This window comes from Bacillus sp. z60-11 (genome assembly GCF_046464135.1).
Taxonomy (GTDB): domain Bacteria; phylum Bacillota; class Bacilli; order Bacillales; family Bacillaceae; genus Bacillus; species Bacillus sonorensis_A.
This window is the reverse complement of the sequence record NZ_JBIYSN010000001.1, coordinates 977,690-1,002,457: the sequence shown is the minus strand read 5'-3', so window position 1 is coordinate 1,002,457 and position 24,768 is coordinate 977,690. Positions and strand designations below refer to the sequence as shown.

Sequence of the window (24,768 nt, the reverse complement as noted above, 5' to 3'; positions counted from 1 at the left end):
TCATGCATCTTCATGTTTAAAATGTTTTTCTCCTGACCGTTTTTATGGCGCCCGCTATTTGATCAAGGCGAGAGCGATTCCGTATCCTTTTTCAGGAGTGTACGGAGAAGTTATTTTGATCACCTTCCAAGAACCTTCAGTTGCTTTTGTCCCTATGCCGTCAATCGCTCCTAAATAATCTCCTTGCCGCACTGTGCCGTCAATACGTACATACTGTCTGCCCAAAAGCCCGACGACATGCCATTCATCTCTGACATCGCGTGACAGATAGCTCCCTTCCAAAGACTCGTTATAGTCCGGATTTTGTTTCGGGAGGCGAATCAGCTCCCCTGTCTCATGATCGGTTACCTCTTCATCAATCAATCCGCCGAACTCATTTGTCAAATAGCGGCGCTGCCAGACAAAGCTGGATGCCCCAGAAACAAAAGCTGTCGTTTCTGACACAACCCCCAGCAAATCATTTCCGCTTTGGGCAGGGGCTATTTTTTCTCCTTTTAAAGTGACGATGGTGCCTGTATCGATCAACTGCCCGCTTTCACTCTCAAAATACTCTCCATAGCCGGTTAATGAAGAGGTTACCGCCCCCGCAAATGCTCCATTTCCATAACGGGAGTCAAGGAGCCATTTGATTGACTGGTGACCTCCGGCCACAGTGTACGGCTCTTCAAGTGTAATGCTTTCTGATGAAAGTATCGTTCTGGATACGCCGTTGCCTGTAATATGAGAGTTGTTTGAAGCTGTGACAAATGCGCGGGAGCCCTCTGTGCTGGAACCGCCCGAAGCTCCGATGACCGCATTTCTTTCACCTTTTGCCGTAATATCCCCGGTTCCGGCAATAACGGCGCTTGTTTGATTAAATGCAAAACCGGAGGTGGTTGCAATCTGGGCTCCGCCCTTTAAATTGACGGGCATCTGCTGGTAGGTTTGACCTTTAATGGATGCAGCGGCGCTGTACCCTTCCGCCAAAACGCCGATGATGACAGCCTGACTATTCGGAGACTGGATCCCTGCTGTCCCGCCTTCTGTTATCATGGTTCCGTTCATAATATTCACGTTATAGAGTCCGCCTCCGATCGATATTCCGATTGGAGCTGAATGATAAAAATCAAAGTTTGATATTTTGATATGATCGGTTTGATTTGCCCCTCCCAATAAACGAATATCGATGCCGGCCTTTTTAAATCCGCGAATCTTAATCCCATTGATCGTAATGTTTTGACTTCGGTACTGCAATGCTACTACAGGATAGCCGCCATAGTCGTAATCCGGATTTCCGATCGCTGTGAATCCGCTTATATAAACATTTTTATAGGCTGAAACAACGAGTGCTCTTGGGGTCACACTCTCATACAGAGAATTGAAGACTGGCTCGACCGCTGTACAATCAATAAGCGTTACATCGTATGCTGTGGTGCTTTCCGGATCTGATGCCTGGTGGTGGCCGATATGCCGAAGGTCAAACGCGCGGACATCCCGGTAGGATATATGGCCGATAATATGGACATTTTGAGAAGCCGGCCACATTTCATGGGCTTTCACTTCTACCCCGCGAATGTTTCCGCTTGTCACGTTGTTTAAAAGCCAGACATGCTTTGACCCATCATCAATCTCGATACCGTTGGAGTTGGCCATGCCTTCGGCGTGCTCTGTGCCGCGAGGGGCTGCAGAATAGCAGTTTGAAATAAAGATGTATTCGCTGTAATGCGTAGTGATGCCGTCATCGCCGGCGCCATATGCGACACAGTTATCAATCCAAATATATTTGGAGCCGTCTTTTGTCCAGTCTGTATCAGGCAAATGATCATATGTCGGGGATGTAATATCAATTCCGTGGAGACCTGCATTGACGGCTTCAATATCTTTGATCCAGCCAAATTCGACTTTTGCAAACGTTAAACAGCTGGAAAACTGCCCTCCAGGATTTCTCACCCCGCATTGTCTGTCAGGATTCCAGTCTAAAGTCATTCCCTGGACAAAAATATGACGGTTTCCATTTTCATAATCGTCATTCGTGATGACCCACTCATGTGCCGGGGTATCCTCATGAAGTTTAATGACAGTGACGCCTTTGCCTTGTCCGACAAGATATGTCCAAGACGGAAGCTTGATTCCTTGAACAAAATATTCGCCCGCCGGAATGTTCACTTTAACTCGTCCATTTCCGATCGCATTGCGGAAAGCTTCAGTATTATCCCTTCCATCAGGAACAGCCCCGAAATCTGCAACATTCACTTCGCGAGTGATTTTGCCAAGCAATTTGTGATACTCCTTATCAAGCCGCTCCTTCAACAGTGAGGCCGCCTCTCCTTCGGCCGTCACCCTTGCATCTGTCACCTCAACGCTTTGAGAGGTTTCGACATGCTGAATGAGATTTTGCATCCTTGCTTTCAGTTGCTCGATTTCCGTCAAACGGTTTTGATGCTTTAAAAATTGACCTTTAGCGGTGGATCTCAATTCGGCATTTAGAGACACATCAGAAGGTTTTTGTGAATGAACCATTCTAAGGACACCTCTTTCTTTTTAATATGGGCGTTGAAATGCGGATGGGAAGGCCTGTCTCAAATTTCGAAAACGGAGCGGCCAAATCATCCATTTTACATCTATGTTATAAATTGGATATACATCACTGTAATCCTTCTAACCCCTGCAAAAAAAGGACGGATGATCAGTATTTCCGATCCCTCCATCCTTTTAAAGCCGGCTTATTATAGCTTTGTATTTTCTGCGATCAAGTGCCGCCTCTCTAATTGCAGCAAAGCTGCCACATGGCGCTCTAGCGGTTCGAGCGGATTGATGATCATTTCAGATGATGAACTTTCCGCTGCTTCAGCTGCATCAACCATGGATAACTGAGCAACGGAGAGCAGCCTGTTTTCGGTATTTGCGATTCGCTTTATATGTTTCTCAATCTCGGCATCGTACATTTCCTTATATCCACGCATGATGAGATCGAAAGTATGTTTAAGGATCATACACTCTACATTCGGGGATTTTTGTCGTTGACGCGCATATTCTTTCAGACGCTCCATTGTACTTTCAACAGTTGCAGGATTAGAAAAAAGCATCAATTGCCGCTTCTCGGTTTGACAGATCTGTTCAAAAAATGGTTCATCAATGTTAATGACCGGCACGGAAATGGAAAGTTCCGCTTTCTGTAAAACCGCAATATAATTTGTGCAGGTGATCAAGATCGCCCCTGGGCTGCAGCGTGCCATCCATTCTATTTGCTCTTTTGCTTTTTGTCCGGCATTAAAGGTTGATTCTGCCGTTAATTCATGCATCAAGCCGGGATCGACAAAGTGAATAAGCTCTATTTCATATTGAGAAAACACACGTTCAATATATCCAATATTTGAGTGGTGGGCATGAAGACAGGCCAACTTTTTCACCGGTTCGATTCCCCCTTTTTAAGAAAAACAGGCGGATTTTCCGCCTGTTTTTATACTGCTACTTCAAATGTGAGCTTGTCTCCGTGCTGATAATCAATCAATTGAAAATCGTCGATCGTGAAATCATAAAAATCTTTAATTTCCGGATTGATCCAAAGCTTCGGCGCCTCATACTGCTCCCGCGACATCTGAATGTTCAAATTGTCGATGTGGCGGGTGTAGATATGGCAATCTCCGATATTGAAGATATATTCGCCCAGTTCATAGCCAAGAACTTGGGCGATCATGCGCTGCAGCACATTATATTGAAACACATTGAACGGATTGCCCAATGCCATATCATTGCTTCTCGCCCTTACTTCCAAAGACAGTTTTCCTTCCTTGACATACCATTGCGTTTCATAAACGCAAGGCGTCAGCGCCATCTCATCCAAGTCATCGGGATTCCACAGCATTGTAATATGCCTGCGGGAAGCCGGGTTATGCTTTAATTGATGAAGCAGGTAGTCAACCTGATCGACTTTTTCGCCGTTGATCGTTCTGTTTTTCTTTGCCAGCTGATAGCCGTATGCTGAACCGATCGTTCCGTCTTTAAGCTTCCATTGGTCCCAAATGTGAACACCCATGTTCTGAAGAACCTGAACATCGTTCGATTTCAGCTGCCAAATCCAAAGCAGCTCTTTAATCGCTGTCTTCCATGCTACTTTTTTGGTTGTTAAAATCGGCACTTCAGAATTATCAAAGCGCATTTTTTCGCTCATGATGCTCAAAGTATGAGCAGCTGTACCGTCTGACTCCCATTTCGTTCGGACGCGATACTCTTCATCTGAAATCCCGGATTCAATAATTTTTTGAATAATAGCGTTGTATTGTTGATCGCAGTGGCTCATCATATCCTCTCCTATCCTCTTTCCAAATGATATGTATAAAACGAGTTTTTTTCAATAGATAAGAGAAGATATTTCTTTATCGGGATTGATAAGTCGTCAATGCACTGAGCAAAACATGTTTGTCATAGCCGGTCATTTGCTGGATTTTGTCAGCCCAGCCTTCAATCGATTTCGGCTTTGATTCCTGATCCAATCCATTGCTTGTGCTCAGATGACTGCTCCATCCGCTGAATTCCCAGTGCGCCGTTTCATTTTGATAGGGAACCCGGCATTCCACCAGCGGCTCAGGCTTCAATCTGCGCTGTGAATATTCAGCCGCCTCTAAAAATATGTTTTCGTCGACCGGCTCAGGATCGTAGGCTTGTGTCACGATTTTACCACTCGGCCGATGGTAAGTGATTTCGATTTGGTGTTGCGACGGCTTGACCTGAACTTTTGCGGCCGGAAAAAAACCGCTCAGCTTTTCCTCTGTATAGTCTTCACAGCCTGAATCTATTAAAATCGGATTCAACCATTGGTCGCCTAAATCACATAAAAATCGTCTTCCCCTCTCATCAAGTGCGATCACTGCCGCATGCGCCCTGTCTGTTTTGAAATGATGGCCAATCGGATAGGCCTCAACCCCGGCTTTTTTCAATTCGGCCAGCAGCCAAATCGCAAGATCAAAACAATTGCCTGAAATGCCGTATTGTTGATGATGCTCTTGCATTAAGGATATGTCGCGCTGCTTCCGATCACCAGCTTGGTCGTAAAACCAAGCCTTTGTCAACGTTTCCATCGGGAATTCGTCAAACTTTCTCCATACAGAAAGGATCTCGTCCGGTGCAAACATGATCTTCCTCCTTTTCTTGCGTGCATTCATCTTTCTGATAGATTTGAATCATCTGGCATTCATTAATCATGATACTCGGCAACACCGGAGACTCCTTCTTTTTGGCAAATCTCCGAATGCCGTATGAGGGGGATTTTCCATAAATATGAAGTCCGGGACACCTGGCTGATATGATGCATGTCGATTTTAGGATTGAATGGACGTCATCCGGTAAATCTAGTTTTTTAAAAAAACGTTGTTCAAAGATTTTAACCGTTCCTCAAAACGTGCTTTTGCCTGATGATACAGCTGGATATCAAGCTGGTTCGTTTTTTTGATTTCTTCAATCGTTTCCTCAGGAATCAATCTCTGCTGTTTTTGACCTTCTCTTGTTGATATTTACTTTAGAGTACTGAATGTTTTGCCCCCCTTCTGAAAGGGGGATTCGCTTAAAAACCCCCTTAATGCTAAGGGAGTTTTTAAGTGATATGTTTATTTCTGGTCTTCGTCGATCGGCAGCTGTATAAATGAATTGGATCCCGTAGCTTTTGGCATTTTTCCGTCCCATTTTTGAATCCATTGATATTTGATCATTTGATCTGACATAGACTTTTTGATGATTTCGTTGTATTCGGCAATCCCTTCAGCTTCGATCTTTTTCTTTTTCGCTTCCGCTTCGGCGATTTTAAGTTCTGTCTGTTTTCGTTCCAGTTCCTGCGAGGACTTCACGCGCGCGTCGATCGCTTCCTGTGTGGCTTTATCCGGTTTCGGAACTCCCAGGGTCAAGTCATCTATCACAAAGCCGAGCTTCTTCATATCATCGGCAAAGGCTTTTTGCACTTCTGCAGCCGCCTCCGATGACTTTTGACCGTAAGTGTCTATAACGGAATATTTGGAAATCGATTTTCTTGCAGCATCCCATAATCTCGTTTTCAGATAGCTGTTTTCAATCGATTCAATCTCAACCGCTCCGAATTTATTAAACAACTCTACGACTTTATCAGGCTGAACGACATAGTTGTAGGCGATATCCATTGAGATGTTTTTTCCGTCAGAGGTGGCCACTTGAATATCTTGATTGTTTACAGTCTGCATCCGAACCGGATATCTTGTGACTTTATCAAACAGACCGACCAAGTGCCAGCCCTGATCAAGCGTTTCCGATTTTACGCCGCCATTTGGCGAATAGACGACACCGACATAGCCGTTCGGGATTTTTTCTATGAACAGGGAAGCTGTGAATCCCCCTACGATTAAAGCGGCGGCGACAATAATTCCGCCAAGCAGTGTTTTGTTTCTGCCTTTTTTTGTTTGTTGCTCATTCATCTTGATCATCCTCCAGCGTTTTCTTGATTTTGCTTGCTCCGCTGCCGACTTTTTTAAAAAGCGGGCTTAACATCAGCCATACTCCAAACCCGATAATCAATAGAAGTATGATGGAGCCGATCATCACTTTCACTTGTTCCTGCCTCCTTATGTGTTGAAGATTCAGTATGACTTAAAAATCATTTCACTAATGTTTACGTTCATATGAACTTAAAGTTTCATTTTTCTGGGGAAATCATGATTTTGGAAGAAATTCGACGGCAGCCGAGAGAAGAACACTCAAGATTAAAGGGTTCAATATAAACTCATACGGCGTTAGGAGGGTTCTTATACCAAAAGGAAGTGATAAGTCGTTAAAAAAAAGGAATTTATATTCTGACAGGACACTCATGGCCTCTGGAAAATCGACGATTGCTCAGATGTTGTCCGAGCCATTTGAAGAAAGTGTGCATGTGCGGGGCGATCTATTTCGAAAGATGATTGTAAAAGGAAACATCGACATGTCTCCCGATGACGCGACAGGTGCAGAAGAACAACTGCAGCTCCGCTACGCTATCGCGGCAAATGTTGCAGAAATGTATGACAGAGCGGGATTCGCGTTGTCTTGCAGAACCATCTATTTGGGAAAAGCGGTCCATCCCTTTCTTAAAAGGTTTACGGAGAAGCCTCTTTATTTGATTACACTGAATCCGAACTCTGCGGCGATGGCAGGCGAAGCAAAACAGGCTAGGCTACTCCATTTGGGAAATCGAACCTCTCTTTGATATCCTGAAAAATGAAAATCCAAGAACAGGGCTTTGGATCGACTCATCTGATTTGACTCCTGAAGAGACATTAGCTGAAATCATAAAACGGGCAGAATCGGAAGCGCGCCTTGTATAAGTACGCGAAAAAAATTGGGGAGCTGCCGGTCGGCCGGCAGCTTTTTACATGATTATGTACTGATGATTTTGTGTTTGATTTTGGAATAGATTTTCGGATTGAGCAAAAAAATGATGGATTGAAGCTGTTCTTGTTTATTAATCGAGGGATCTGCAAAATGCTGGTGATTATATCCATTAAAGATCGAAATCAAGGTCGTCGCCATGACTCTTGGGTGAAGCTCGTTTTGAACGATTCCTTCATCTTGGAGCTGTTCAATCAAAATGACAAAAAACTCTCTCCACCTATCATACAGCAAGGCCACTTTCCTCTGAATTTCAGGGTATCTGTGACTATTTGCCATGAACTCCAAAAACAGAGCTGTCGAGTGCTCTTTATTTGATGTTTGAATCAGATGTTCGATACCTGTCAGCAGTCCACTTAAATTCTTCTTTCGAAAACATTTTATGCTCGTTTGAAACCGCTCTTCCATCTGCTCATTCATAATATGGAGAAACAGCATCTCCTTGGATTTGAAGTATAGGTAAAATGTAGCTTTGGAATAGCCGGCTTTTCTCATGATTTCGTCTACAGAGGTGGCCGAATATCCATATTGGGCAAACAGATGATATCCGGCGTCTACGATTTTTTGAATCGTATTCTGTGTGTTCTTTTTCATTAAGCTGTCCTGTCCTCTCTTCTCTCATTAAAATGGATCGGTATGTATTTAGAAAATTTGAAACGCCAAGGACTATTACATGTTAAAGAAAATTGGAAAAGGCGCTTAAACCCTTCAATAAGAATCCGCCAACAAAAAGGTTGGCTCTCTCACAAGCATAGCAGTGACAAGCAAATCGCGCCAAGTGACATAAGGCCGGTAACGATCAAGAATTCAACAAGGTCAAACGTTATGTAAATTTCTGCTTTGATATGTATGTACCTTCCTTTACGCAAAATGTCCAACATATATTCTAGCATTTACTGCTAAAAACTTCATATATTGAATTTATTTAATCGGATTTTTTCAGTTTTTTATAACTTTTGATAAAATGCGCCGGATCAGCATCTACTTCAAATGCGAAAACCCCTTGGTTTGTATGGAGGTAAAGCAGTCCCGCATTGGAAAAAGGCCTGAATGATACATCGTGAACATTGTCCAAAGAAAATTGACGCTTGTCCGCTAAAATCTTGTCATGATATAAATACATCTCATACCGTCTTTTCGTATAATGCTGTTGATTGAAATCGATCGTGCGCTCGGTTTTATAAAAGCTGACAGCGGACATCATCTCACCGTTTCCGTCCTTCATATGTTTCACCTCTTTTAGATCAATTTGGCCATGAAATATTCGTCAACATATGTACCATTGACCATCATCGCATGCTTTCTCGTTCCTTCTATGCTAAAGCCGATTTTTTGATATAATTTCACGGCAGTTTGGTTATGGCTCATAACAGTCAGCTCAAGCCTGTGCAGTTTTTCTTCACAGGCCCATTTCTCCAAAGCCAGAAACAGGTGCGTGCCTATCCCCTGTCCTCTATAAGCTTTGCGGATTCCGATGACAATATGGGCGCGGTGCCGTGTCCGGTTAGCTTGTCCTCTGACTGCCGTAATGTGGCCGATCAAGCTTCCGCCTGCACTCGCAACTAAGATCTGAGATGAACCGGCCAACATGGATCTGATCTGTTCCCTTTGGCGCTCTATTGTTGTCAGCCGCTCCCCTGGTTCATACATCATGAATTCGGATTCTTCATCTAAAGTTTGACACAGCTTTAGAAATTGTTCTGCATCTGATATATTGATTTTTCTAATTTCCATAAAACCCCTCTTTTCTTGCGAAATCACCGTAAGCTCTCGAATGCTCTGTGTATTCTGAATATGATAACAAAAAAACGCCGCAGTTTTCCAGCTTCACAGAAATGGTTTGTTTTAAGGGCAAAAAATAAAGCAAAACCGATGGTTTTACTTTTCTTGCAGCCTTGGCTTTGCCGGGTCGCATGCAGGCTTTTGCGTATTTGTCGATTCGGCGATTTTCATTAAATAATAGCATTCTTCCCTCATCATATGATCTGCCATAAGCGCTGAGAAAGTGCCGAGCATCTGCTCTGTCAATTCCAATTCTTCGATTTCATTTAAAAAGGTGCGGAATAATTCGATTTCAAGCTTGACATCTTTGTTCATTCTTCTAAGAGCCGGAAAGGATTCCACATTTGCTCTAAGATAACCTGTCAATTCCACAGATTTAAGGTAAAACTGTTCAAAATGCTTGACAAATCCCCTGCTTTTTTCTTTCAGCCGTTTTTCGACCGCATCAAGCTCATCAGCGATCGCTCCAGCATGCCCGGCTGCATCCATCAGCCATAGCATATGGTGGTGCAATTCATGGAAAACGGGCGGCGTCTCCCGCTTTTTCAAATATTTGATGATCAGAAGATATTCTTCAAGCTCGTTCACCATATGGTTGATAAAAGTCGGGGAAAGATGGATTTTAATATCGCTTGTAATATGCCGTTTAATAATGGACAGTTTAAATTTTCTAAACTGAAGGACGTATTCCTCCGCCTCCAATGTTAAGGAATATAAATCAGCCGATGTATTCACTTTTTTCAGCAAAACGTCAAATATTTGCTTAAACCGCTTCGCTTTCTGTATGTCTTCCCTTTCTTTTTCAGCCAAAGAATCCAAGATAAAACGGGCGTGATCCCCCATCACTTGCAGCCAAAATTTGTGTTCAAAGACCGCCGTTTCCCGATATGTTTTCAAATTTGCGCCTCCCTTTCATAACCATTCTTTAACATGGCTATTCGCTTTCAGTCCGAAATATGATTCAGGAGGCATGGAACATAAGAAACCAAAGGAAGATTACCGGGAAGTCATCCGAGAGTACGCCCGGGAAGGGTGGCGATTTGTGCAAATCTTCGCTCCTGCGACTTCAGGATATGGAATTGCATCTTATTTTGAGTTGATCTTTGAAAGAGATGCATGACGGCAAAAAGGGGCTCTGCCCCTTTTTTAAATGATCCTCCTATCATCAGGGTCTTCATAAATAAAAACCCCGCGCAGCCGGTTTCCTCCATACGATAAAAGTCCACATAAAACCTTACAAAAGTGTAATGTTCTTGTTATATGATTCAATTTTTTCTTTCAAGAAAGAAGCTTACAATCAGGACAGAACAAAAAAGAGGTGAACAACATGAAACGACATTTCGCATTGATCAGTCTCATGATCGCATTTGCTGCCGTATTGACAGGCTGCAACCTGAATCGTCTGGGAACAGACCAATATTATGTCCAGATTGCAGGTGATGGAAAAGAGGAGATTTCAAAGGCGGATGACGGCAAGGAATATCGAATATTCAACTATCAATTAGCCGGCTTTGACGAAGAAGGCAAGGAAAAAACAATGACGTTTACCGCAGACAAAAATCTCAAGAAAGGCGCATTTTTGCGCGTATACGATTCCAAGAAAAAGGGCGTAACATCCTGGGAAGAAGTTGACAAAGAGGACATCCCGGATTTGGCGAAAGAGCGATTGGATGTAAAAAAATGAACGGCAGAAATGACGGCGGCGGCCGGACAGGACGTCCGCGCATTTCACCGCCGCTTCTTTAGCACAAGGGCTGTGCTGTTTTTATTTTGTTCCATCCTGTTTGATTTTTAAAAATTCCTTCTGAAAAATACACATTCTGATGGCGTTATGGTAAAAACCGTCGACGAAAAATTCATCCTGAAGCTCGCTCTCGATAGAAAAACCGGCTTTTTTATATAGATGAATGGCTTTTTGATTATCTTCATCGACAATTAAATAAAGCTTATGCAAATTCAATACGGAAAACGCGTAGTTCATGGCCAGATAAGTCGCGATTGACGAATAGCCATTGCCTTGATGCGCCGGATCAATAATAATTTGAAACTCGGCCCTGCGGTGAATATAATCAATTTCCACCAACTCAACCAATCCGATCATCTCTGTCTCTTTTTCAACAATAAATCGACGTTCACTTTGATCGTGAATGTGTTTATCAAATAAATCCTGCAATTCCACAAACGTTTCGTAAGGCTCTTCAAACCAATAGGACATGATTTTTGCATCGTTGTTGAGACGGTGGACAAATGGCAAATCTTCTCTTTCCAACGGACGCAATTTAAGCTGATTCGACATGTAAACATCCTCCAATGTAAATCAAATATTAAGATGTAAGCCGCAGGCCGACAACTCCGACAATGATCAGGAAAAGGGATATCAGCTGCGGGAGTTGAAAGCGATCTTTAAACCAAAAAAAGCTGACGGCCGTTATGCCGATGATCCCTATCCCGGTCCAGACTGCATACGCGACTCCGGCGGAGAGAACCTGCATTGCTTTTGAAAGGCAGTAAAATGACAAAGCAAATCCAACAACCATCACAATGATCGGCCACTTCTTTTTCGTGCCGTCCACATATTTCATCGCAATGGCAGCGATCATTTCTTCAATTCCTGAAACGACAAGCAAAAACCATGCCATCAATGTTCACCTCTTGAATGTGTCTCACGTTCTTTTGTGAAAAGCTTCATGCCGATAATTCCGGCTAAGAGCACGGTTAAAAAGAAAATTTGGCCTCCTGAAAAGGGTTCCCCCAAAACAATTCCAGTAACATAAGTTCCGACGGTTCCGATGCCGACAAATACAGTGTAAGCAGACGCCATCGGAATTTTCCGGTAAGAACGAATAAGCAAAATAAAACTGACAGCGATCAATATAAAGATGACCGTCCAATCTAACAATGTCTCTGCACCTTTAAGCGCCGTGGCCCACACCACTTCCAAAAAGCCTGCAATCAAAACAAACAGCCAATACATATGCAGCATCCTTCCTATTATGAATGAATGTCAGTCATTTTTGTGGCGATAAAAAATGAACGGCATAGGCCAGTCATTTTTCACCTGACGCTTAAGCTTCTTTTCAGAAATGTGAAAATTTCCTTCTTGAACACTTCGATATCCTCTTCTTTTTCAGCGCCGATATAGTAACGTTCAGCTGTATTTTCAACAAAATTGATAATCGTTCTGGCCGTCCATCTTACATTGATATCGCGAATAATTTCATTGTTTTCCGCGGCTTTTTCAATGATTCCCTCCAGCCAGGAATAATACGGCTGATAAATGGCTTCCCATTTTTCCATGGAGTGGTCGATGGCAAGCCCTGAGTAACAAAGCACAATAATATCCTTATGAAGGCTAGTAATGTTGAATGTCTCATCGATCAGAATTTTCATGACCGTCCAAAAGGGCTCTGTTCCGTCCATTTTGCCTTTGATTTCATTCAGTGTATGTGTTAAAAGATTCTCTGCTATCGCAGGAATTAACGCATTTTTCGAGGAAAAATACAAATAAAAAGTGCCTTGCGCCGTCCCGGCCCTTTTCACAATATCTGAAATGGAAGCCTTATCAAGCCCTTTTTCAGAAATGACTTCAATGGCCGCATGCAAAATTTTTTCATATTTCCCTGAAGTTTGTTTAGGCATAAATAAAGACCTCCTTGAAAATGAATGACTATCAGTCATTTTAACGGATCGATGCATTTGTGTCAACGGTGCCGATCTCTCTTTCAGCTTAACATTCCTTTAAAATCCGAAGCATTCGCTGACATGGTGATTGCTGTCCTATATACTTTATATAACAGCAACATTGCAAACTTGCGCTCGTTTGTTTATTTATCTTGGGCCAATTGCCGCTTTTCTTTGTCTTGCCTACCGTTCAATGAACCAACGGGAAGAAAAAAGCGGCGGCCTCATGAAACGCTTATTGAAGAAGGGAGCAGCACTTGAACAATGAGGAAGGGAGAATGGCCCTTTAGAAAATTTAGTGTACTCACAGGAATCGGCCTCATGCTTTTGATCGCGCTGGCGCTTATTGCTTTTTTCATTTTCTTTCTCATCACGGGGTTTTTTAAACTCTTTGGCGTATCATATGAATCACATACATCCATCCTGCTTTTTATGTTGGGTTGTTTTTTGATCGGCGGGATCTTTGAGTTCATCGGAAAAGTCTTAAACACGATGTCCTTTCTGACTTTCGAAAACAGAAAGATATATTTATTTTTGAAGTTTATGATCGACTTTCTCATGAACCTGGTCACCTTTCGTATCGTCGATCAACTTATGACCAGTATTTTCATACCTTCAAACACTCTTTTCATAGCGGCGGCTTTTATTGCTGTTATTGAAGTTGTGTTTGATGAAACAAATTCAAAAAGCCGCAAATAGCAAAAAATGAAGGAGTGAATCCCCTCTCCTTCACATTTACCTGACATCAAATACTGCTTGCCTTTTCCGCCCACAGGGGATGTCGTCGTTAGTTTATGTATAGTTGAGAATTTCACACCATAATTTTAATGTAAAAGCACACCTCTTTGAATTTGTCTTTTTGCATCAATAGTTGCTCGATAAAATTCTAAAGCATCATGAACTTGATCCTTCGCTTCCAGAAATTGAGCTGCAATTAAACCGTATTCCTCCAAATCTGCATACTTTCCCGTTTCTTTAAAGAACTTGAAGGATTCTCTAACCATATCTAAATCGTTTAAAAAATAGAGTCCCTTAACCATGTTCAGCTTTGACAACATATCTATATCCTTATTCTTTTCTGCTAGTTCTGTTCCTTCAAGATATAAATTATAAGCCGATGAATATTCTTTTAATTTTGCTTTAACGTATGCAAGATTGAAGATTGCTTTCGGCAAATAACTGTGATTTTCCTCTTTATACAATCCTATCGCATTTTGAAAATAATCTTTTGATGTTTCGAATTCTCCTAATTGATCATAGCAAAGTCCAATGTTTAAAAGTGAAGACCCTATTAGATGGGCAGCACTTATTTGCCGGGCCTCATTTAATGCTTTATTGAAGAAGGGCATTGCTTTTTCTGGGCACATCTGATCCAGACAGTTACCAGCTAATATGAACTGGCATTGAATAATCCGCTCGCCATAAGTAGGATAATGTTTGTATATGTTATATGCTTTACTGGCATAATTCATTGAAAGTATCGTTTGTTTCATATGGTAATATACTTCAGACACTTTGAAATAAAACTCCGCTTTCTCCACTTCATCACATTCCATAGAACGAAGCTGAAATTCGGCGTTCTTATAGTAAGTTAATGCATGTAATAATTCTTTTTGTCGAAAGTGGTACATGCCAGCAAAGAAATGATAATAATATTCAAGCATCCCTTCTAAATCATTGGTCGTTCTAATTTCCCTAAACTTTTTATAACGGCTGTCCAGGTCACCTTCAGCTCCTGATCTTAAATAATCAAATTGCAGTCTATGTCGGAACTCTAGTAAAGAGTAATAAATAAGAACCTCTTGATTTTGTTCCATTTGATCTATCAATTTTTCAATTTCCTTTTTTGTTTCTTCAGCTTCATGCGGCCAATTTTGTTTTAATGTCTTATACCAAAAATTCATTTTTATTGCAACTAGATCGTATGGTATTACACTTTCATTATCCAAAAACAAAAACTCCTTCCCGCTTATTTTCGTGTAAATTTATTTTATCTTACCATATCTTTGGGATATCCAGAACCAAAAATGCAAATTTTATACAAGTATAATTGCTTAATTGGAGGAAGTTGAAAGGAAAAGAATACAGAAAGAGTTTTTTAAAAAACTTGATACGCAAGCTTTCTGAAGTTGAATCCCCGCTGTCGAAAGTATGCACTTTCCAAGAGACAGAATATGGCCTCAGGCGTCTCATTTCGTTAAATGATTCACTTCATACGCCACGCGTACCCCCGACTCAATCGCTCCTTGCATCCAGCCGTGTGTCAGTGAGGTGTGTTCTCCGGCGAAATGGACTCTTCCCTCAGGGGTTGGAATATAAGGATACAGTTCGATTTCCTGTCCGGGTTCAAAAGCGGTGAATCCCCCGACAGAATAGGGGTTCTGACTCCAGCTGAAAGAAGCGCCTGAGACAAATTCAGAATAGACGATATTTCCGTAGATTTCTGCTAAATTCCTTAACGTATAGCGGATTCTCTCTCCTTCAGGCTGACTGTCCCATGTCAGCGCCTCATCCGCCCATGTATAGCTCGCTAACATGAGAGCAGGTCCAGCCGAGCCAATTCCGTAGCTTGGATAGTACGAAAATCGAATCGGCAGGTCGGTTATCGATTTGCCGCCAAGCTGTCCAACTTTTTCCCAAAACCGGCTTTTAAACTCGATACCGATTTTGGTTGCGGCTATATAGTTGAGTTCACGGATTGCCCTTCGCTTGTAATAGGAAAAAGAATGGAACGGTTCAACCTTTACAAATCGCATGGCTGAAAAAGGAATGGTTACGATAGCGAGGTCGCCTGTCAGCGCTACATGTTCTGCTGATTGCTGATGAATGCAGTGGATCGTTACACTGTTTTGCTTTTGGGAAATTTCCACCATTTTTTGCTGAAACAGAATATGATCTTTTAATTGCGGAAGAAATGCATGCGGCAGCCGGTCCATGCCGCCGGTTATCTCATAGAACCTGGCCGGTGATGTAAAAAAAATTGATTCCCTCAAGACTTCAATAAGGGATATCCCCATATACGCTTCCATATCCAGAAGTACGCCAATCATGTCGATCGCACCCGCTGAATAATAAGCGCTTAAGAAAGAGCCTAACGAATGAAACCTGTATTTCTGCTCTACAATCCGCCAATTTCTCTCCGGGTTCTGCTCTATAAAGTTGAGGATCGGCTGCAAAACATTGAGCATCAGCTCTTCAGCCGTTTTTCCCTGTTCATGTGGGGCAACCGGGTAACACAAAATTTGCGGATTTTTTTCGAACAAGTGCAGCCGTGTTGTGATGCCATTTGCATAAATGATATCCTGATCCGTTCGGTTTATAAATACATTTATAGGCAGATTAAATTTTTTAATATATTCTAAAGTTAAAGAATGGGTGTCCGGAATGCGCATTGGTCCGGTATTGAAAAATAACCCATTGCTAAAGGGAGACCGCAAAGTGAAAACGCGCCCGCCCACTCTATCATTCGCTTCCAGAATCGTCACTTTATGCCCGGCATCTTTCAATAAAGATGCCGCAACGAGCCCGGACAAACCGGCTCCTACAATTAGAATATGCTTGGGATGCTGCGATGTTTTAAGCCCATGTTTAATGATCGTCATCATGTCTTCGCTCTTTAATTGGGAATTCAATTGTTCAGGCACCCTCTTTAATGATTTATTGCATTATATTCATTAAAAAGGACGCCTATCACCATCTCATGGATATTTTGCAGCCTTTCAAATTTACAAAAGCATTCGTACGTTTGACGGGCACTTCAAAATTTACTACTAAAAAGCTTGTCAATAAAGCCGACAAGCTGTAAAGAGTCGTTTACAGAAATCATTTTACAGGTATAAGCTTAATCTGGGCTTCGGTCCTCATGATATCCCCTTCTGAAGTATAGAAGACATACTCAGGTTCATTTCCATCTGCACTGGAGCCCAGAATCGTATTGACAGTTGCACTGCCGTCACTTCCGTAAATAAAGAAGTTGCTTCCCTGCCCAACAGGCACCGCTTTGTATCTACCCTCAGGAAAGTCTTGGCCAACAATATATTGGCCGGCCGAAAACACTTTAGGAGCTTCTTTCTTTTCTTGAATCTGTCCTGTTACTGAAGACAATTCTTTGTTTTTATCATTGATTTCGTTTTTAACCTCTTTTAATTCTTCTTTCTTGGTGCTAATTTCATTGGTTAGCTCTTCTTTTTCATTCTGGGCATCGTCTCTTTGTGCAATCATTTTTTTCGCATCTTGATACGCCTTTGATTTTTCATCTAATTTGGCAGCAGTCTCTCTTAATTTTTTATCCAATAGATCCAATTCTTTTTTCTTTTTAGAAACCTTATCAGTCATTTCTTCGTATTTCACTTTTTCTTTGCCTAGTTCTGTTGAAGCATTTGCAGAACCCCAGCTGTATGATGCCCCAACAACGCCGACTGCTGCAACAGCTCCAATTATAATCTTTTTCCTGTTTTTCTTTTCTAACACCATCAAACGCCCCTCTCAGTACGAATCATCCCATAAAAGCGAGTGATCTACACTTGCTGTCACCTTATATGTATAATATCGGCCATCTCTTTATATATTTGATGATCGCTAATGTTTTCAAACAAAGACCCGACAATAGCGGGTCGGGTCTTATGTCTAAAATAGATTTTTCAGCCTCAAAAGGTGATTATTTAAGCTGTTATTTTTCTGACGCAAAAGAGGCACGGGTGTGTTATGCTAAAATTCCTTGATCGCTAAATTTAAAACAATCGCCAGCACGATGATGCCCACTATGATCACTACTTCTATTGTATATGTTTTCTCATCTTCCTTTCCCTGTCGCTGTCTTTTCATTTCCTCTCTATATTTTTCTTGTATCGCTTTCTTTTTCTCATTCATTTTCATGACATAACTCCCCCGTCTTTTTGCGATAATGCCGCTCCAGAAAGTACATTTATCTCTTCTCCTGCTAAAACCCTTGCAGCGTGTAAAAGAAATAAATAAACAACACAATCAATGTCACGACAATGATGACTTCTTTTGTATAATGTTTTTCATCTTTTGTGAATAAGCAGGCCTTTACTCAAATTTTCTTCTGTCATACTTCATCAAAAGCAGACGCTGGAAAATGGGAAACTCCCTCGTTTGTGCAGATGTTTCCTTATTCCTCTTATAAAAAAAATACTTCAATAATGGACTTATCCTTTGCTCCTTCAACAATTTATAGAACTAATTGGGTTAAAAATAGGGAAATCTAAAGAATCAAGTGATTTTATAGAGAATTCCTGTTTCTCACCGATGCCAATCACACTGTGTGTGCTGCATTGGCTACAAATGAAATCCTCCATCCACTCAAACGAAATTGGGCTTCTTCAGTGAGAACACAGATTTACTATAGGGGCATTTAAAAAGACTTTTGTTGGAAGAATTCAGAAATTCGAGGAGGGTGTTCAAATAATACCTTGACTGTACATCATGATGAAGACAGCCAAGGCTTGCTCTTTTATTTAGTCCCTGTAGAACCATGGCCGCCACGATTCTCATTTCCTAGATGATCAACCTCGACCAGTTCAACTGCAGGCATCTTCTTCATGATTCTGAACTGGCAAATGCGGTCGCCTTTCTTGATTTCAGTGTCTCTGAGCGCATAAGCCGGGAAGAACCAGAAATCATCATCCCCTTTGTATGATTCATCAATCACACCCATTGAATTTGTCTGAATGATTCCGAAATGTTTATATGTACTTGAACGAGGAACTACATGGGCTTCATAATCTTCAGGTAATTCCATCGCTACACCGAGTGGAATCAATTTAAACTCCCCTTTTTGAATGGACACATCTTCGGCAGATCGCAAATCAATCCAATCCCCTTGTTCAATTTTTGAGATGCGTGTTTGTGTTTGATCTAAATATTTGATTTTAATTTGCAGTGGCATTTGTGCTGGCTCCTTTTTTCTTTATTGTCATTCCTTCATGATATACTCAAACCTATTGAAAGTATAACAGCTGAAGCTTTGAAAGTCAGTCACCCGTTCTGAACTTCACTCTTGTCATACCATGTCTCAATTCTGTCTGGTTTAAATCCGGTACTGCACTCGTTTTACGTGAGTTTCCTCCTTTATCCAAAGCGAGCAATCGCTAGGTGCATTTATTTCATCCGCTCTTATTCTAAGAACCACTGCCATAACAATGTCAGCTCATTCCTTAAAAGTATGTATGGGAAATCCCTTAGTGATGGTGACTGCTCTTTCGATATGATTTTTGGCTGCTACTGCTTCTTTTCCGATATGATTTTTGGTTCGAATGATAATTCTTGTGACTGCTGTTATAATATTTATGGCTGTGAAGTTCATCTTCCTCTTTATCTTTCCCGGCTCCAGGCAGGAATAGCACTCCCAAAATTAATATAGCGAAAATCATGGAGACAATTGCATATATTATTTTTTTTAAGGTTTTGAAAAGCTTCACTATCAGATTTTCTTGCTTTTTCTTTTCTAATCGCGATTTCATTTAGGATCAATTCTCTTTCATTGTTTTTGGTAATGTGACTGAGCTGCCTTTGCAAGGGTTATCAATCTTGAGACAGTTTATCAAAATTGCTTTCTTTCATATTAGGGAGCGTTTCATTAATTCCTAATATATTTAAAATTTCCTGAACATAATGACGAATAGCAAGCATATCAAAAGGAAAATCAAAATCAAATTCTTCCTCAACTTTTAACAAATTCATGTAGTGAGTACGCTTATACTTCATACCTAAAAGATCATCATTAAAGCTAACAACATCCTGATAAGAATCATCATCTAGTTCCTGAGTATAAATCAAATAAACATCGATACAATCTTGATCTGTTTGGTCATCGTGTATTAAAAGATGGGCTATGTAGTCATTCTCCGCAGATACCACCTGAAAGAATTCAAAATGACGCAGTCTTAATAAACGTTTAAATCTTGTATTCAAGGTTCTCATTATCCTTCCTTAAGCTAAATCCTGATTCAACTGAGAATTTTTTATAAAAGACTGGCTTAGTTAAATGAAAGCAAACACTCCACAGCTGATTATAATTGTAGAACAATTCATCCACACTAAGTGCATTTTCAATGGCGAGAAATTTCACCTTTTTGAATTTTCCAGCTGTAATAACATAAGCTCTAAAGGTCGTTTATTCCTGCTCAGACCCCTATCCGAAAAATTTTTCCTATGTAGCAGTCTGTATAATCGGCTTCAGTGATCAAATCAGCTTCATAAAACAAGCACAACAAAAAAGTCCTATTGAAAGGACTTAAGGAGATAACGACCGCGCCCTGGTTTTTCGATTTCAGGATAATGCTTCATCAAGCCATTCATGAAAGTCGTCATATTCTTAACCGGGAAACCCGTTTCTTTTTCAATTTCCGTACGAAGGCTTGTCCCTCTCATACCGTCTTTATGCTCATTCAATATTTTCAATGCTGCTTCCCGCTGAATTGATGTTTTAGACCTATGACGTTCTTCGGCTTCTGAGTCCAACGGGGATGTGCCGTCATCAGAAAAAGAATGTTGAGACAGATTTTTGGATTGTTTCAACTCTTGGGCCGCCGCACTTGCCAGTTCAATCAATGAAGAGTTTTTGTCAGCCTTAGGAAGCTGATTTCCTCTATCCAACTCGCGGAGCTTAATATAAATACTCTCTCGTTCTTCTCGAAGTTCCCGCATGACATGAATCTCTTTATCATTAAGCTGCTCAAGTCTCAAACGTAAAGCTTCTCTTTCATTGAACATAAGCCCCAGCTCCTAAATCAATTGTTTAATTATAGTTTATAGGACTTTTTTAACTTTCACAATTGATTTATAAGTTATTTGAAGCAAAAACAGGTTTACAAAGTGCTTGCAGCAGCATCCACTTCCCCAACTTCATCAAAGTAAAATTCTAATATCTCTGCAATCTTATTGATTTCTGTTAATTCATCAGCAGAAAATTCAACGGCTTGAGCTTTTGCTAAACCCATTGTACTTAAGGATAGTTAAGATAAAAATCAATGGTTTAAATAAATTGTTTTCTATTTTTCTCAATTCACTCAATCTCCCCTTTTATTTATATAACAAATATCCCTAAATTGGAAGTATCACTAGCTCAAATGCTACTAAAATTAACAAAAAGGTGTCCGCTTTATCATACTCAGCCGTTCGATCTTTTTGATACCGCCTTATGATAAAAAACGCCGATATCAAAATAATAATTCCGATCACGATTTTTAAAATAGTTAAAATATCGATCAAAAACTCCTTCTTTCATTTTCCATGTGGCATTTTATCCAGGTATACAAATGATTGAAATGCTAATTTTTTCTTATTTTTCTTTATGTCGTAATTAAGCCTTATCTCCTTTATTTTGGATGACAGGGAGCCGTTAAACATTAGCGGTACACCAGATTACTGTGTAATTGAATTGGGAAACGGTTTCCACAAAATAGTGTTAATAATACGACTTCCTTTCCGGGCTTAACAATACGGATGAATAACAGAACGATTAAAGCCTGAAGAGGACGGAAAACGTTCATTTGAAGGGCATTTTTAGGATTGAACCAAAATGAAGAATGGGTGCTTTTTAATCTTTGGAACAGTTACTTAAATGATATTGAGGTGTCTGAAGGAAACTTGGAAAAGAAAAGCCGGAGACAAAAAGCCATGGAGGATGCCAGTATATAATCCCTCACTGAACTACACTCCCCCATGCCGGGCGGGATTTATGTACGTTTAATATCATTTTGCCGGTAAAGATAAATTAAAGAGCTTTGATAAACTGATTTACCTCATCTATATTAAATCATCACTTATTAATATTGAGAGCATCATACAACCGAATAAAACGATTTTTAAAACCTCAAATTGGCTTACAGAGAATGATCCCTGAAATGTAAAATAAACGTCCCAAACACCAACATCTAGTCGCTTTACGGAACATTGAGTTACATTTGTAGTGAGGATCGTGATGATCTTGAAAGGAGAGAAAAATTGTTTAGACGGTGTTTTGTTGAGGGATTGAATTCTCTCCTTTCAAATCATACAAGATATGAATTTGCAGACTAAGACAACCCCTGTTCCAATGCTAAAAATCATTAAATTTTTGTTTATTTTCCACTAATCTAGAAAGGAGCTGCCTTTACTTTGTCCGTTATGCTGAAAATAAAATGATTTCCGGCTATACTCACTGTGGAATTGTTACAGCGAACAACAAAAGTAATTTTTCTTTTGAATACTCGACGGTATAATGAAAACCAGCATAACGCTTTTCTCTGCTGAAATCATCATGTGTTATTACTTGATTGGCTTCTAAGTCATCAAACAATAGTTTTCCTCTATCTTTTTTTGTCATCTCTGGATGAAAAGTATTCATTATGACGGCAGCATTTTTATAAAATTCCGTTAATCCTTCCGCCTCTATCTCACCACTTCTAAACAGCACTACATTGATCACTTTGTTTGATTTTTTCTCAATGACTGCAGTTAATGCAAGGTTATGATTAAAGTGATAGACTGCTAACTCTTTCTTTTTTCCTTCCTGGACCTTTAAACGTATGTTTTCAGAACTTACTTCCAGCTTTTTCGCTTCGTCATTGAATCGTTGTTCAAATTGTGCAAGCGTAAAATTCTTTTCATCACGTTTTTTCGTGTCTTCCGATTCTTCTGAAGCAATACTTCTCTTATTCGTATGTAACTCTTTAATCATTTCTCGTTTTACATCATGACTTATTTCCTCGTGATCATTGTTATGTATTCCATTAAAAACGATAAATCCTACCGTCACTGCTCCAATGATCCCTAAAATAATTAAATACTTCACTAATGCTTTCATGACTTTCCTCCTCGGCATTACATTTAACCATTATACTATATTTTTTGCACATTTTTACCGGTATTTCTGTTTAATGTGTGTTTCTATCGTTTTTTGGTAAATGGATGCACATCCGAGGGCTAAGATTGTTTTACAAATAAAAACGGTATAGCAGTTCAATAAATGTAACTTTGGGGAAACGCAAAAAATCAATCTGATTAATGAATATTCATAATATCAATGAGCTTTATCACTTTTACATCATCGCCGGGGTCTACGTGAACAAGCTTTTTATTTTCAATTATTCCTTTTGTGTATTCGTGCATGAAGTTTTTATCTACATCAGCAGAACGATCCCAACGTAAAGGAACATTGTATACCTTAATCGTGCCATCCCCGTTTCCACTGTAAGTTACTGATCCATCTACTAATCGAGAACCCGCTAATTGGATAACATCTTCTGGATATCTAGCACTGGTGTCATCATTAGGATTGATTGGTTCGCCAGCCGAAATATGTCGAACATTCAATTCATCTAGCTCTTGATTTGGTCCAAGTTGCAACCAAACTCTAGCGTATTCGATTTCCTCAGCAGAATATCCAGATAATGCATCGTCTTTTTCACTTTTAGATGGATGTTTTGTCTCTCTGGTTTTTGTTTCTTTGTCCTTTGAATCGTCTATTGCAGATTCTTCTGATCCCTTTTTGGCCACCGATTCATTTTCCTTCTTGTCTGTTGAATTGCTGTCTTGTTTTTCGCTGGGTGCTTCTTGAGATTCTAAAACAGAGTCATTATTTGAATGAGCTGTTTTTGCTTCTTTCGTACCGCCTGTACATCCTGCGAGCACCAGCAGAGCCAGAGCAGCATTACAATAAAAAATCTTTGTTCGTTTCTTCATCCAACCATTCCTTTCATCTATCATAAAATATCATACTGGTATTTCATGTCAAGGAACAAACGCAAAAGAGTGTATCCCCCTAGATTATCATGGTAACAGTAAAAGATTCTGCAAATCAGAAGCGAAGAGTTGAAGCCGGAAGAGAACCAGGTGAAAAATTGAAGAGACCCCACTTTTTGTGGGGGTTGCGTTTATATTTCATCTAAGAATTAATTTTTGTCGGATGAAAGAAAGCGTATCTAAAGCCAGCTTTCTGCGACAAAGAACAATCCCGGCATGGCCGCAATTGTAGAGATATCTTTCGGGTTTCCCCCAACTTTCCCACAAATCATCTGCATCTTCTAAGTGAATATACTGATCATGTTTAGCGGAAATCAGCAGAATGTTTTCTTTGTTTATTTTCGGTGTGGCTTGGCTAGGATCGGTGATGTTCCAGTATCTTACTACATCTTTATAAGTCACACCATGCTGTTCTAATTCTTCTCTTATGAATTGACCCGGAATTGTATTCCATATCGAATAGGAAAGGCGGTTGGCATAAAATATTGATACCATTACATCAATTTGAGATTCAAGGGCAGCCATTAGATTCGTAATCCATCCCCCTAAACTCACGCCCACGATAACAACTGGGCCGGTTTTATTTTCTTTTATCCAGTGTATTAATCCACGTAAATCTACAACAGCTTGTCTCGTTGATTCAACTGTACGATCAAGATTCGCACTGATCATCAATTCTCCACTATAAAGTGAATAATCCGGCTCTCTTTCAATGTGATATGGAAGGGGAAAGTAGTACATGTTCCATCCTAAATCATTCATGACGCGGTGATGAAATATCTTTTTGATTCGATCGTATGAATCCATTCGCCAGCCGTGGACAAAAATAACATTCGGTTTATCTGTATCATTTTTGTTAAAAAAAACCTCTCCTTTTAACGTATCATTGACGCGATCGCCGGATGGAATTAAGGATTGATAGCTGAATGTCCCAATCCTATAATGTTTTCTTGATTCATTCAGTCTAATTGAGACATCAGCTATATTTGATTTATAGAATTGATCTCTAGCCGTTGTATCCAACGAAAAAGCAGAAAAATGTTTATTCTTGCTTCTTTTTCTGTGTAAATCATATAAGGCCAAACGATCTATCATCTTTGGAAAAAACACGTTATGCCCTCCCGAACTTTGAAATGAGTCTGATCAAACCCTTTTATTTTATCACTTAACGGAAATGGATTGGCGGATAAGGGCAAT

General features: G+C 40.4%; 29 protein-coding genes and 1 pseudogene. 4 read left to right on the top strand and 26 right to left on the bottom strand.

Annotation, left to right across the window (positions count from 1 at the left end; genetic code table 11):
• Positions 1-54: 54 nt before the first annotated feature.
• The 6 genes from ACINLD_RS05270 to ACINLD_RS05245 form a co-directional block, all read right to left on the bottom strand.
• Complete coding sequence (locus ACINLD_RS05270; RefSeq protein WP_026587232.1) at positions 55-2,499, bottom strand: peptidase G2 autoproteolytic cleavage domain-containing protein; 2,445 nt, start codon at positions 2,497-2,499, stop codon at positions 55-57.
• A 206-nt stretch (positions 2,500-2,705) separates the two neighbouring features.
• Entirely contained in the window at positions 2,706-3,398 is a 693-nt protein-coding gene (locus tag ACINLD_RS05265; RefSeq protein WP_077736719.1) for a hypothetical protein, read from the bottom strand.
• A 41-nt stretch (positions 3,399-3,439) separates the two neighbouring features.
• Positions 3,440-4,279: a thymidylate synthase gene (locus ACINLD_RS05260; RefSeq protein WP_026587230.1), complete on the bottom strand. Its 840-nt coding sequence runs from the start codon at positions 4,277-4,279 to the stop codon at positions 3,440-3,442.
• A gap of 76 nt (positions 4,280-4,355) precedes the next feature.
• Positions 4,356-5,114 (bottom strand): hypothetical protein, encoded by a 759-nt coding sequence (locus ACINLD_RS05255; RefSeq protein WP_077737223.1) that lies wholly within the window; start codon positions 5,112-5,114, stop codon positions 4,356-4,358.
• A 468-nt stretch (positions 5,115-5,582) separates the two neighbouring features.
• On the bottom strand, positions 5,583-6,416 hold the full coding sequence (locus tag ACINLD_RS05250; RefSeq protein WP_026587228.1) for a prohibitin family protein: 834 nt from the start codon (positions 6,414-6,416) through the stop codon (positions 5,583-5,585).
• Entirely contained in the window at positions 6,409-6,549 is a 141-nt protein-coding gene (locus tag ACINLD_RS05245) for a hypothetical protein (RefSeq protein WP_179115722.1), read from the bottom strand. The genes ACINLD_RS05250 and ACINLD_RS05245 overlap by 8 nt, the downstream gene beginning before the upstream one ends.
• Before the next feature lie 256 nt (positions 6,550-6,805).
• On the opposite strand from ACINLD_RS05245, the gene ACINLD_RS05240 reads away from it, so the two are divergent.
• On the top strand, positions 6,806-7,180 hold the full coding sequence (locus ACINLD_RS05240; RefSeq protein WP_077736720.1) for a hypothetical protein: 375 nt from the start codon (positions 6,806-6,808) through the stop codon (positions 7,178-7,180).
• A 170-nt stretch (positions 7,181-7,350) separates the two neighbouring features.
• Here ACINLD_RS05240 and ACINLD_RS05235 read toward each other — a convergent pair whose 3' ends face one another.
• The 4 genes from ACINLD_RS05235 to ACINLD_RS05220 form a co-directional block, all read right to left on the bottom strand.
• Positions 7,351-7,956 (bottom strand): TetR/AcrR family transcriptional regulator, encoded by a 606-nt coding sequence (locus ACINLD_RS05235; RefSeq protein ID WP_077736721.1) that lies wholly within the window; start codon positions 7,954-7,956, stop codon positions 7,351-7,353.
• Positions 7,957-8,287: 331 nt separating this feature from the next.
• A complete protein-coding gene (locus ACINLD_RS05230) occupies positions 8,288-8,587 on the bottom strand; it encodes a hypothetical protein (protein WP_077736722.1) in 300 nt (99 codons plus the stop codon).
• 14 nt (positions 8,588-8,601) lie between these two features.
• Positions 8,602-9,096: a GNAT family N-acetyltransferase gene (locus tag ACINLD_RS05225; RefSeq protein ID WP_077736723.1), complete on the bottom strand. Its 495-nt coding sequence runs from the start codon at positions 9,094-9,096 to the stop codon at positions 8,602-8,604.
• 144 nt (positions 9,097-9,240) lie between these two features.
• Complete coding sequence (locus tag ACINLD_RS05220; protein ID WP_026587224.1) at positions 9,241-10,041, bottom strand: DUF2935 domain-containing protein; 801 nt, start codon at positions 10,039-10,041, stop codon at positions 9,241-9,243.
• Between the two features lie 73 nt (positions 10,042-10,114).
• Here ACINLD_RS05220 and ACINLD_RS05215 point away from each other — a divergent pair, with 73 nt between their 5' ends.
• Positions 10,115-10,264, top strand: coding sequence for a DUF4177 domain-containing protein (locus ACINLD_RS05215; protein WP_077736724.1), 150 nt, complete (start codon positions 10,115-10,117; stop codon positions 10,262-10,264).
• A 207-nt stretch (positions 10,265-10,471) separates the two neighbouring features.
• Positions 10,472-10,828: a YxeA family protein gene (locus tag ACINLD_RS05210; RefSeq protein ID WP_077736725.1), complete on the top strand. Its 357-nt coding sequence runs from the start codon at positions 10,472-10,474 to the stop codon at positions 10,826-10,828.
• A gap of 81 nt (positions 10,829-10,909) precedes the next feature.
• Here the strand turns inward: ACINLD_RS05210 and speG are convergent, their stop codons facing one another.
• The 4 genes from speG to ACINLD_RS05190 form a co-directional block, all read right to left on the bottom strand.
• A complete protein-coding gene (gene speG / locus ACINLD_RS05205; RefSeq protein ID WP_026587221.1) occupies positions 10,910-11,440 on the bottom strand; it encodes a spermidine N1-acetyltransferase in 531 nt (176 codons plus the stop codon).
• Positions 11,441-11,468: 28 nt separating this feature from the next.
• On the bottom strand, positions 11,469-11,783 hold the full coding sequence (locus ACINLD_RS05200) for a DMT family transporter (RefSeq protein WP_026587220.1): 315 nt from the start codon (positions 11,781-11,783) through the stop codon (positions 11,469-11,471).
• Positions 11,783-12,118, bottom strand: a complete 336-nt coding sequence (locus ACINLD_RS05195; RefSeq protein WP_026587219.1) for a DMT family transporter — start codon at positions 12,116-12,118, stop codon at positions 11,783-11,785. The genes ACINLD_RS05200 and ACINLD_RS05195 overlap by 1 nt, the downstream gene beginning before the upstream one ends.
• An 80-nt stretch (positions 12,119-12,198) precedes the next feature.
• Positions 12,199-12,783, bottom strand: a complete 585-nt coding sequence (locus tag ACINLD_RS05190; protein WP_026587218.1) for a TetR family transcriptional regulator — start codon at positions 12,781-12,783, stop codon at positions 12,199-12,201.
• Between the two features lie 306 nt (positions 12,784-13,089).
• On the opposite strand from ACINLD_RS05190, the gene ACINLD_RS05185 reads away from it, so the two are divergent.
• Positions 13,090-13,524: a YrvL family regulatory protein gene (locus ACINLD_RS05185; protein WP_077736726.1), complete on the top strand. Its 435-nt coding sequence runs from the start codon at positions 13,090-13,092 to the stop codon at positions 13,522-13,524.
• Positions 13,525-13,649: 125 nt separating this feature from the next.
• On the opposite strand, the gene ACINLD_RS05180 is transcribed toward ACINLD_RS05185, so the two are convergent.
• The 12 genes and pseudogenes from ACINLD_RS05180 to ACINLD_RS05125 all read right to left on the bottom strand — a co-directional run bounded on the left by ACINLD_RS05180 (position 13,650) and on the right by ACINLD_RS05125 (position 24,681).
• Entirely contained in the window at positions 13,650-14,774 is a 1,125-nt protein-coding gene (locus ACINLD_RS05180) for a Rap family tetratricopeptide repeat protein (RefSeq protein WP_026587216.1), read from the bottom strand.
• Positions 14,775-15,014: 240 nt separating this feature from the next.
• Positions 15,015-16,430 carry a flavin monoamine oxidase family protein gene (locus ACINLD_RS05175; protein WP_035428324.1) on the bottom strand — a complete coding sequence of 472 codons (1,416 nt, stop codon included), beginning with the start codon at positions 16,428-16,430 and terminating at the stop codon, positions 15,015-15,017.
• A 217-nt stretch (positions 16,431-16,647) separates the two neighbouring features.
• Positions 16,648-17,295 carry a hypothetical protein gene (locus ACINLD_RS05170; RefSeq protein ID WP_410206942.1) on the bottom strand — a complete coding sequence of 216 codons (648 nt, stop codon included), beginning with the start codon at positions 17,293-17,295 and terminating at the stop codon, positions 16,648-16,650.
• Between the two features lie 237 nt (positions 17,296-17,532).
• On the bottom strand, positions 17,533-17,700 hold the full coding sequence (locus ACINLD_RS05165) for a hypothetical protein (RefSeq protein WP_179115696.1): 168 nt from the start codon (positions 17,698-17,700) through the stop codon (positions 17,533-17,535).
• A 64-nt stretch (positions 17,701-17,764) separates the two neighbouring features.
• A pseudogene (locus ACINLD_RS05160) lies at positions 17,765-17,848 on the bottom strand (hypothetical protein); the annotation flags it as partial.
• Between the two features lie 450 nt (positions 17,849-18,298).
• Positions 18,299-18,733 (bottom strand): dUTP diphosphatase, encoded by a 435-nt coding sequence (locus tag ACINLD_RS05155; RefSeq protein ID WP_077736727.1) that lies wholly within the window; start codon positions 18,731-18,733, stop codon positions 18,299-18,301.
• A gap of 635 nt (positions 18,734-19,368) precedes the next feature.
• Positions 19,369-19,704, bottom strand: a complete 336-nt coding sequence (locus ACINLD_RS05150) for a hypothetical protein (protein WP_026587211.1) — start codon at positions 19,702-19,704, stop codon at positions 19,369-19,371.
• Between the two features lie 363 nt (positions 19,705-20,067).
• Positions 20,068-20,559: a hypothetical protein gene (locus tag ACINLD_RS05145; protein ID WP_410206941.1), complete on the bottom strand. Its 492-nt coding sequence runs from the start codon at positions 20,557-20,559 to the stop codon at positions 20,068-20,070.
• A gap of 1,035 nt (positions 20,560-21,594) precedes the next feature.
• Complete coding sequence (locus ACINLD_RS05140; protein ID WP_410206962.1) at positions 21,595-21,765, bottom strand: DUF3986 family protein; 171 nt, start codon at positions 21,763-21,765, stop codon at positions 21,595-21,597.
• A gap of 220 nt (positions 21,766-21,985) precedes the next feature.
• Positions 21,986-22,633, bottom strand: coding sequence for a hypothetical protein (locus tag ACINLD_RS05135; protein ID WP_410206940.1), 648 nt, complete (start codon positions 22,631-22,633; stop codon positions 21,986-21,988).
• A gap of 197 nt (positions 22,634-22,830) precedes the next feature.
• Positions 22,831-23,511, bottom strand: a complete 681-nt coding sequence (locus tag ACINLD_RS05130) for a hypothetical protein (RefSeq protein ID WP_026587207.1) — start codon at positions 23,509-23,511, stop codon at positions 22,831-22,833.
• A 198-nt stretch (positions 23,512-23,709) separates the two neighbouring features.
• Positions 23,710-24,681, bottom strand: a complete 972-nt coding sequence (locus ACINLD_RS05125) for an alpha/beta hydrolase family protein (RefSeq protein ID WP_410206939.1) — start codon at positions 24,679-24,681, stop codon at positions 23,710-23,712.
• Between the last annotated feature and the right edge of the window lie 87 nt (positions 24,682-24,768).

Coding starts and splice junctions, on each gene's coding strand:
- ACINLD_RS05185 (WP_077736726.1), top strand. CDS start 13,090: ATGAGGAAGGGAGAATGGCCCTTTAGAAAATTTAGTGTACTCACAGGA.
- ACINLD_RS05210 (WP_077736725.1), top strand. CDS start 10,472: ATGAAACGACATTTCGCATTGATCAGTCTCATGATCGCATTTGCTGCC.
- ACINLD_RS05200 (WP_026587220.1), bottom strand. CDS start 11,783: ATGGCATGGTTTTTGCTTGTCGTTTCAGGAATTGAAGAAATGATCGCT.
- ACINLD_RS05215 (WP_077736724.1), top strand. CDS start 10,115: ATGGAACATAAGAAACCAAAGGAAGATTACCGGGAAGTCATCCGAGAG.
- ACINLD_RS05240 (WP_077736720.1), top strand. CDS start 6,806: ATGGCCTCTGGAAAATCGACGATTGCTCAGATGTTGTCCGAGCCATTT.
- ACINLD_RS05145 (WP_410206941.1), bottom strand. CDS start 20,559: ATGTTCAATGAAAGAGAAGCTTTACGTTTGAGACTTGAGCAGCTTAAT.
- ACINLD_RS05225 (WP_077736723.1), bottom strand. CDS start 9,096: ATGGAAATTAGAAAAATCAATATATCAGATGCAGAACAATTTCTAAAG.
- ACINLD_RS05270 (WP_026587232.1), bottom strand. CDS start 2,499: ATGGTTCATTCACAAAAACCTTCTGATGTGTCTCTAAATGCCGAATTG.
- ACINLD_RS05235 (WP_077736721.1), bottom strand. CDS start 7,956: ATGAAAAAGAACACACAGAATACGATTCAAAAAATCGTAGACGCCGGA.
- ACINLD_RS05230 (WP_077736722.1), bottom strand. CDS start 8,587: ATGAAGGACGGAAACGGTGAGATGATGTCCGCTGTCAGCTTTTATAAA.
- ACINLD_RS05175 (WP_035428324.1), bottom strand. CDS start 16,430: ATGATGACGATCATTAAACATGGGCTTAAAACATCGCAGCATCCCAAG.
- ACINLD_RS05190 (WP_026587218.1), bottom strand. CDS start 12,783: ATGCCTAAACAAACTTCAGGGAAATATGAAAAAATTTTGCATGCGGCC.
- ACINLD_RS05135 (WP_410206940.1), bottom strand. CDS start 22,633: ATGAAAGCATTAGTGAAGTATTTAATTATTTTAGGGATCATTGGAGCA.
- ACINLD_RS05195 (WP_026587219.1), bottom strand. CDS start 12,118: ATGTATTGGCTGTTTGTTTTGATTGCAGGCTTTTTGGAAGTGGTGTGG.
- speG (WP_026587221.1), bottom strand. CDS start 11,440: ATGTCGAATCAGCTTAAATTGCGTCCGTTGGAAAGAGAAGATTTGCCA.
- ACINLD_RS05250 (WP_026587228.1), bottom strand. CDS start 6,416: ATGAATGAGCAACAAACAAAAAAAGGCAGAAACAAAACACTGCTTGGC.
- ACINLD_RS05130 (WP_026587207.1), bottom strand. CDS start 23,511: ATGAAGAAACGAACAAAGATTTTTTATTGTAATGCTGCTCTGGCTCTG.
- ACINLD_RS05260 (WP_026587230.1), bottom strand. CDS start 4,279: ATGAGCCACTGCGATCAACAATACAACGCTATTATTCAAAAAATTATT.
- ACINLD_RS05155 (WP_077736727.1), bottom strand. CDS start 18,733: ATGCCACTGCAAATTAAAATCAAATATTTAGATCAAACACAAACACGC.
- ACINLD_RS05165 (WP_179115696.1), bottom strand. CDS start 17,700: ATGAAAATGAATGAGAAAAAGAAAGCGATACAAGAAAAATATAGAGAG.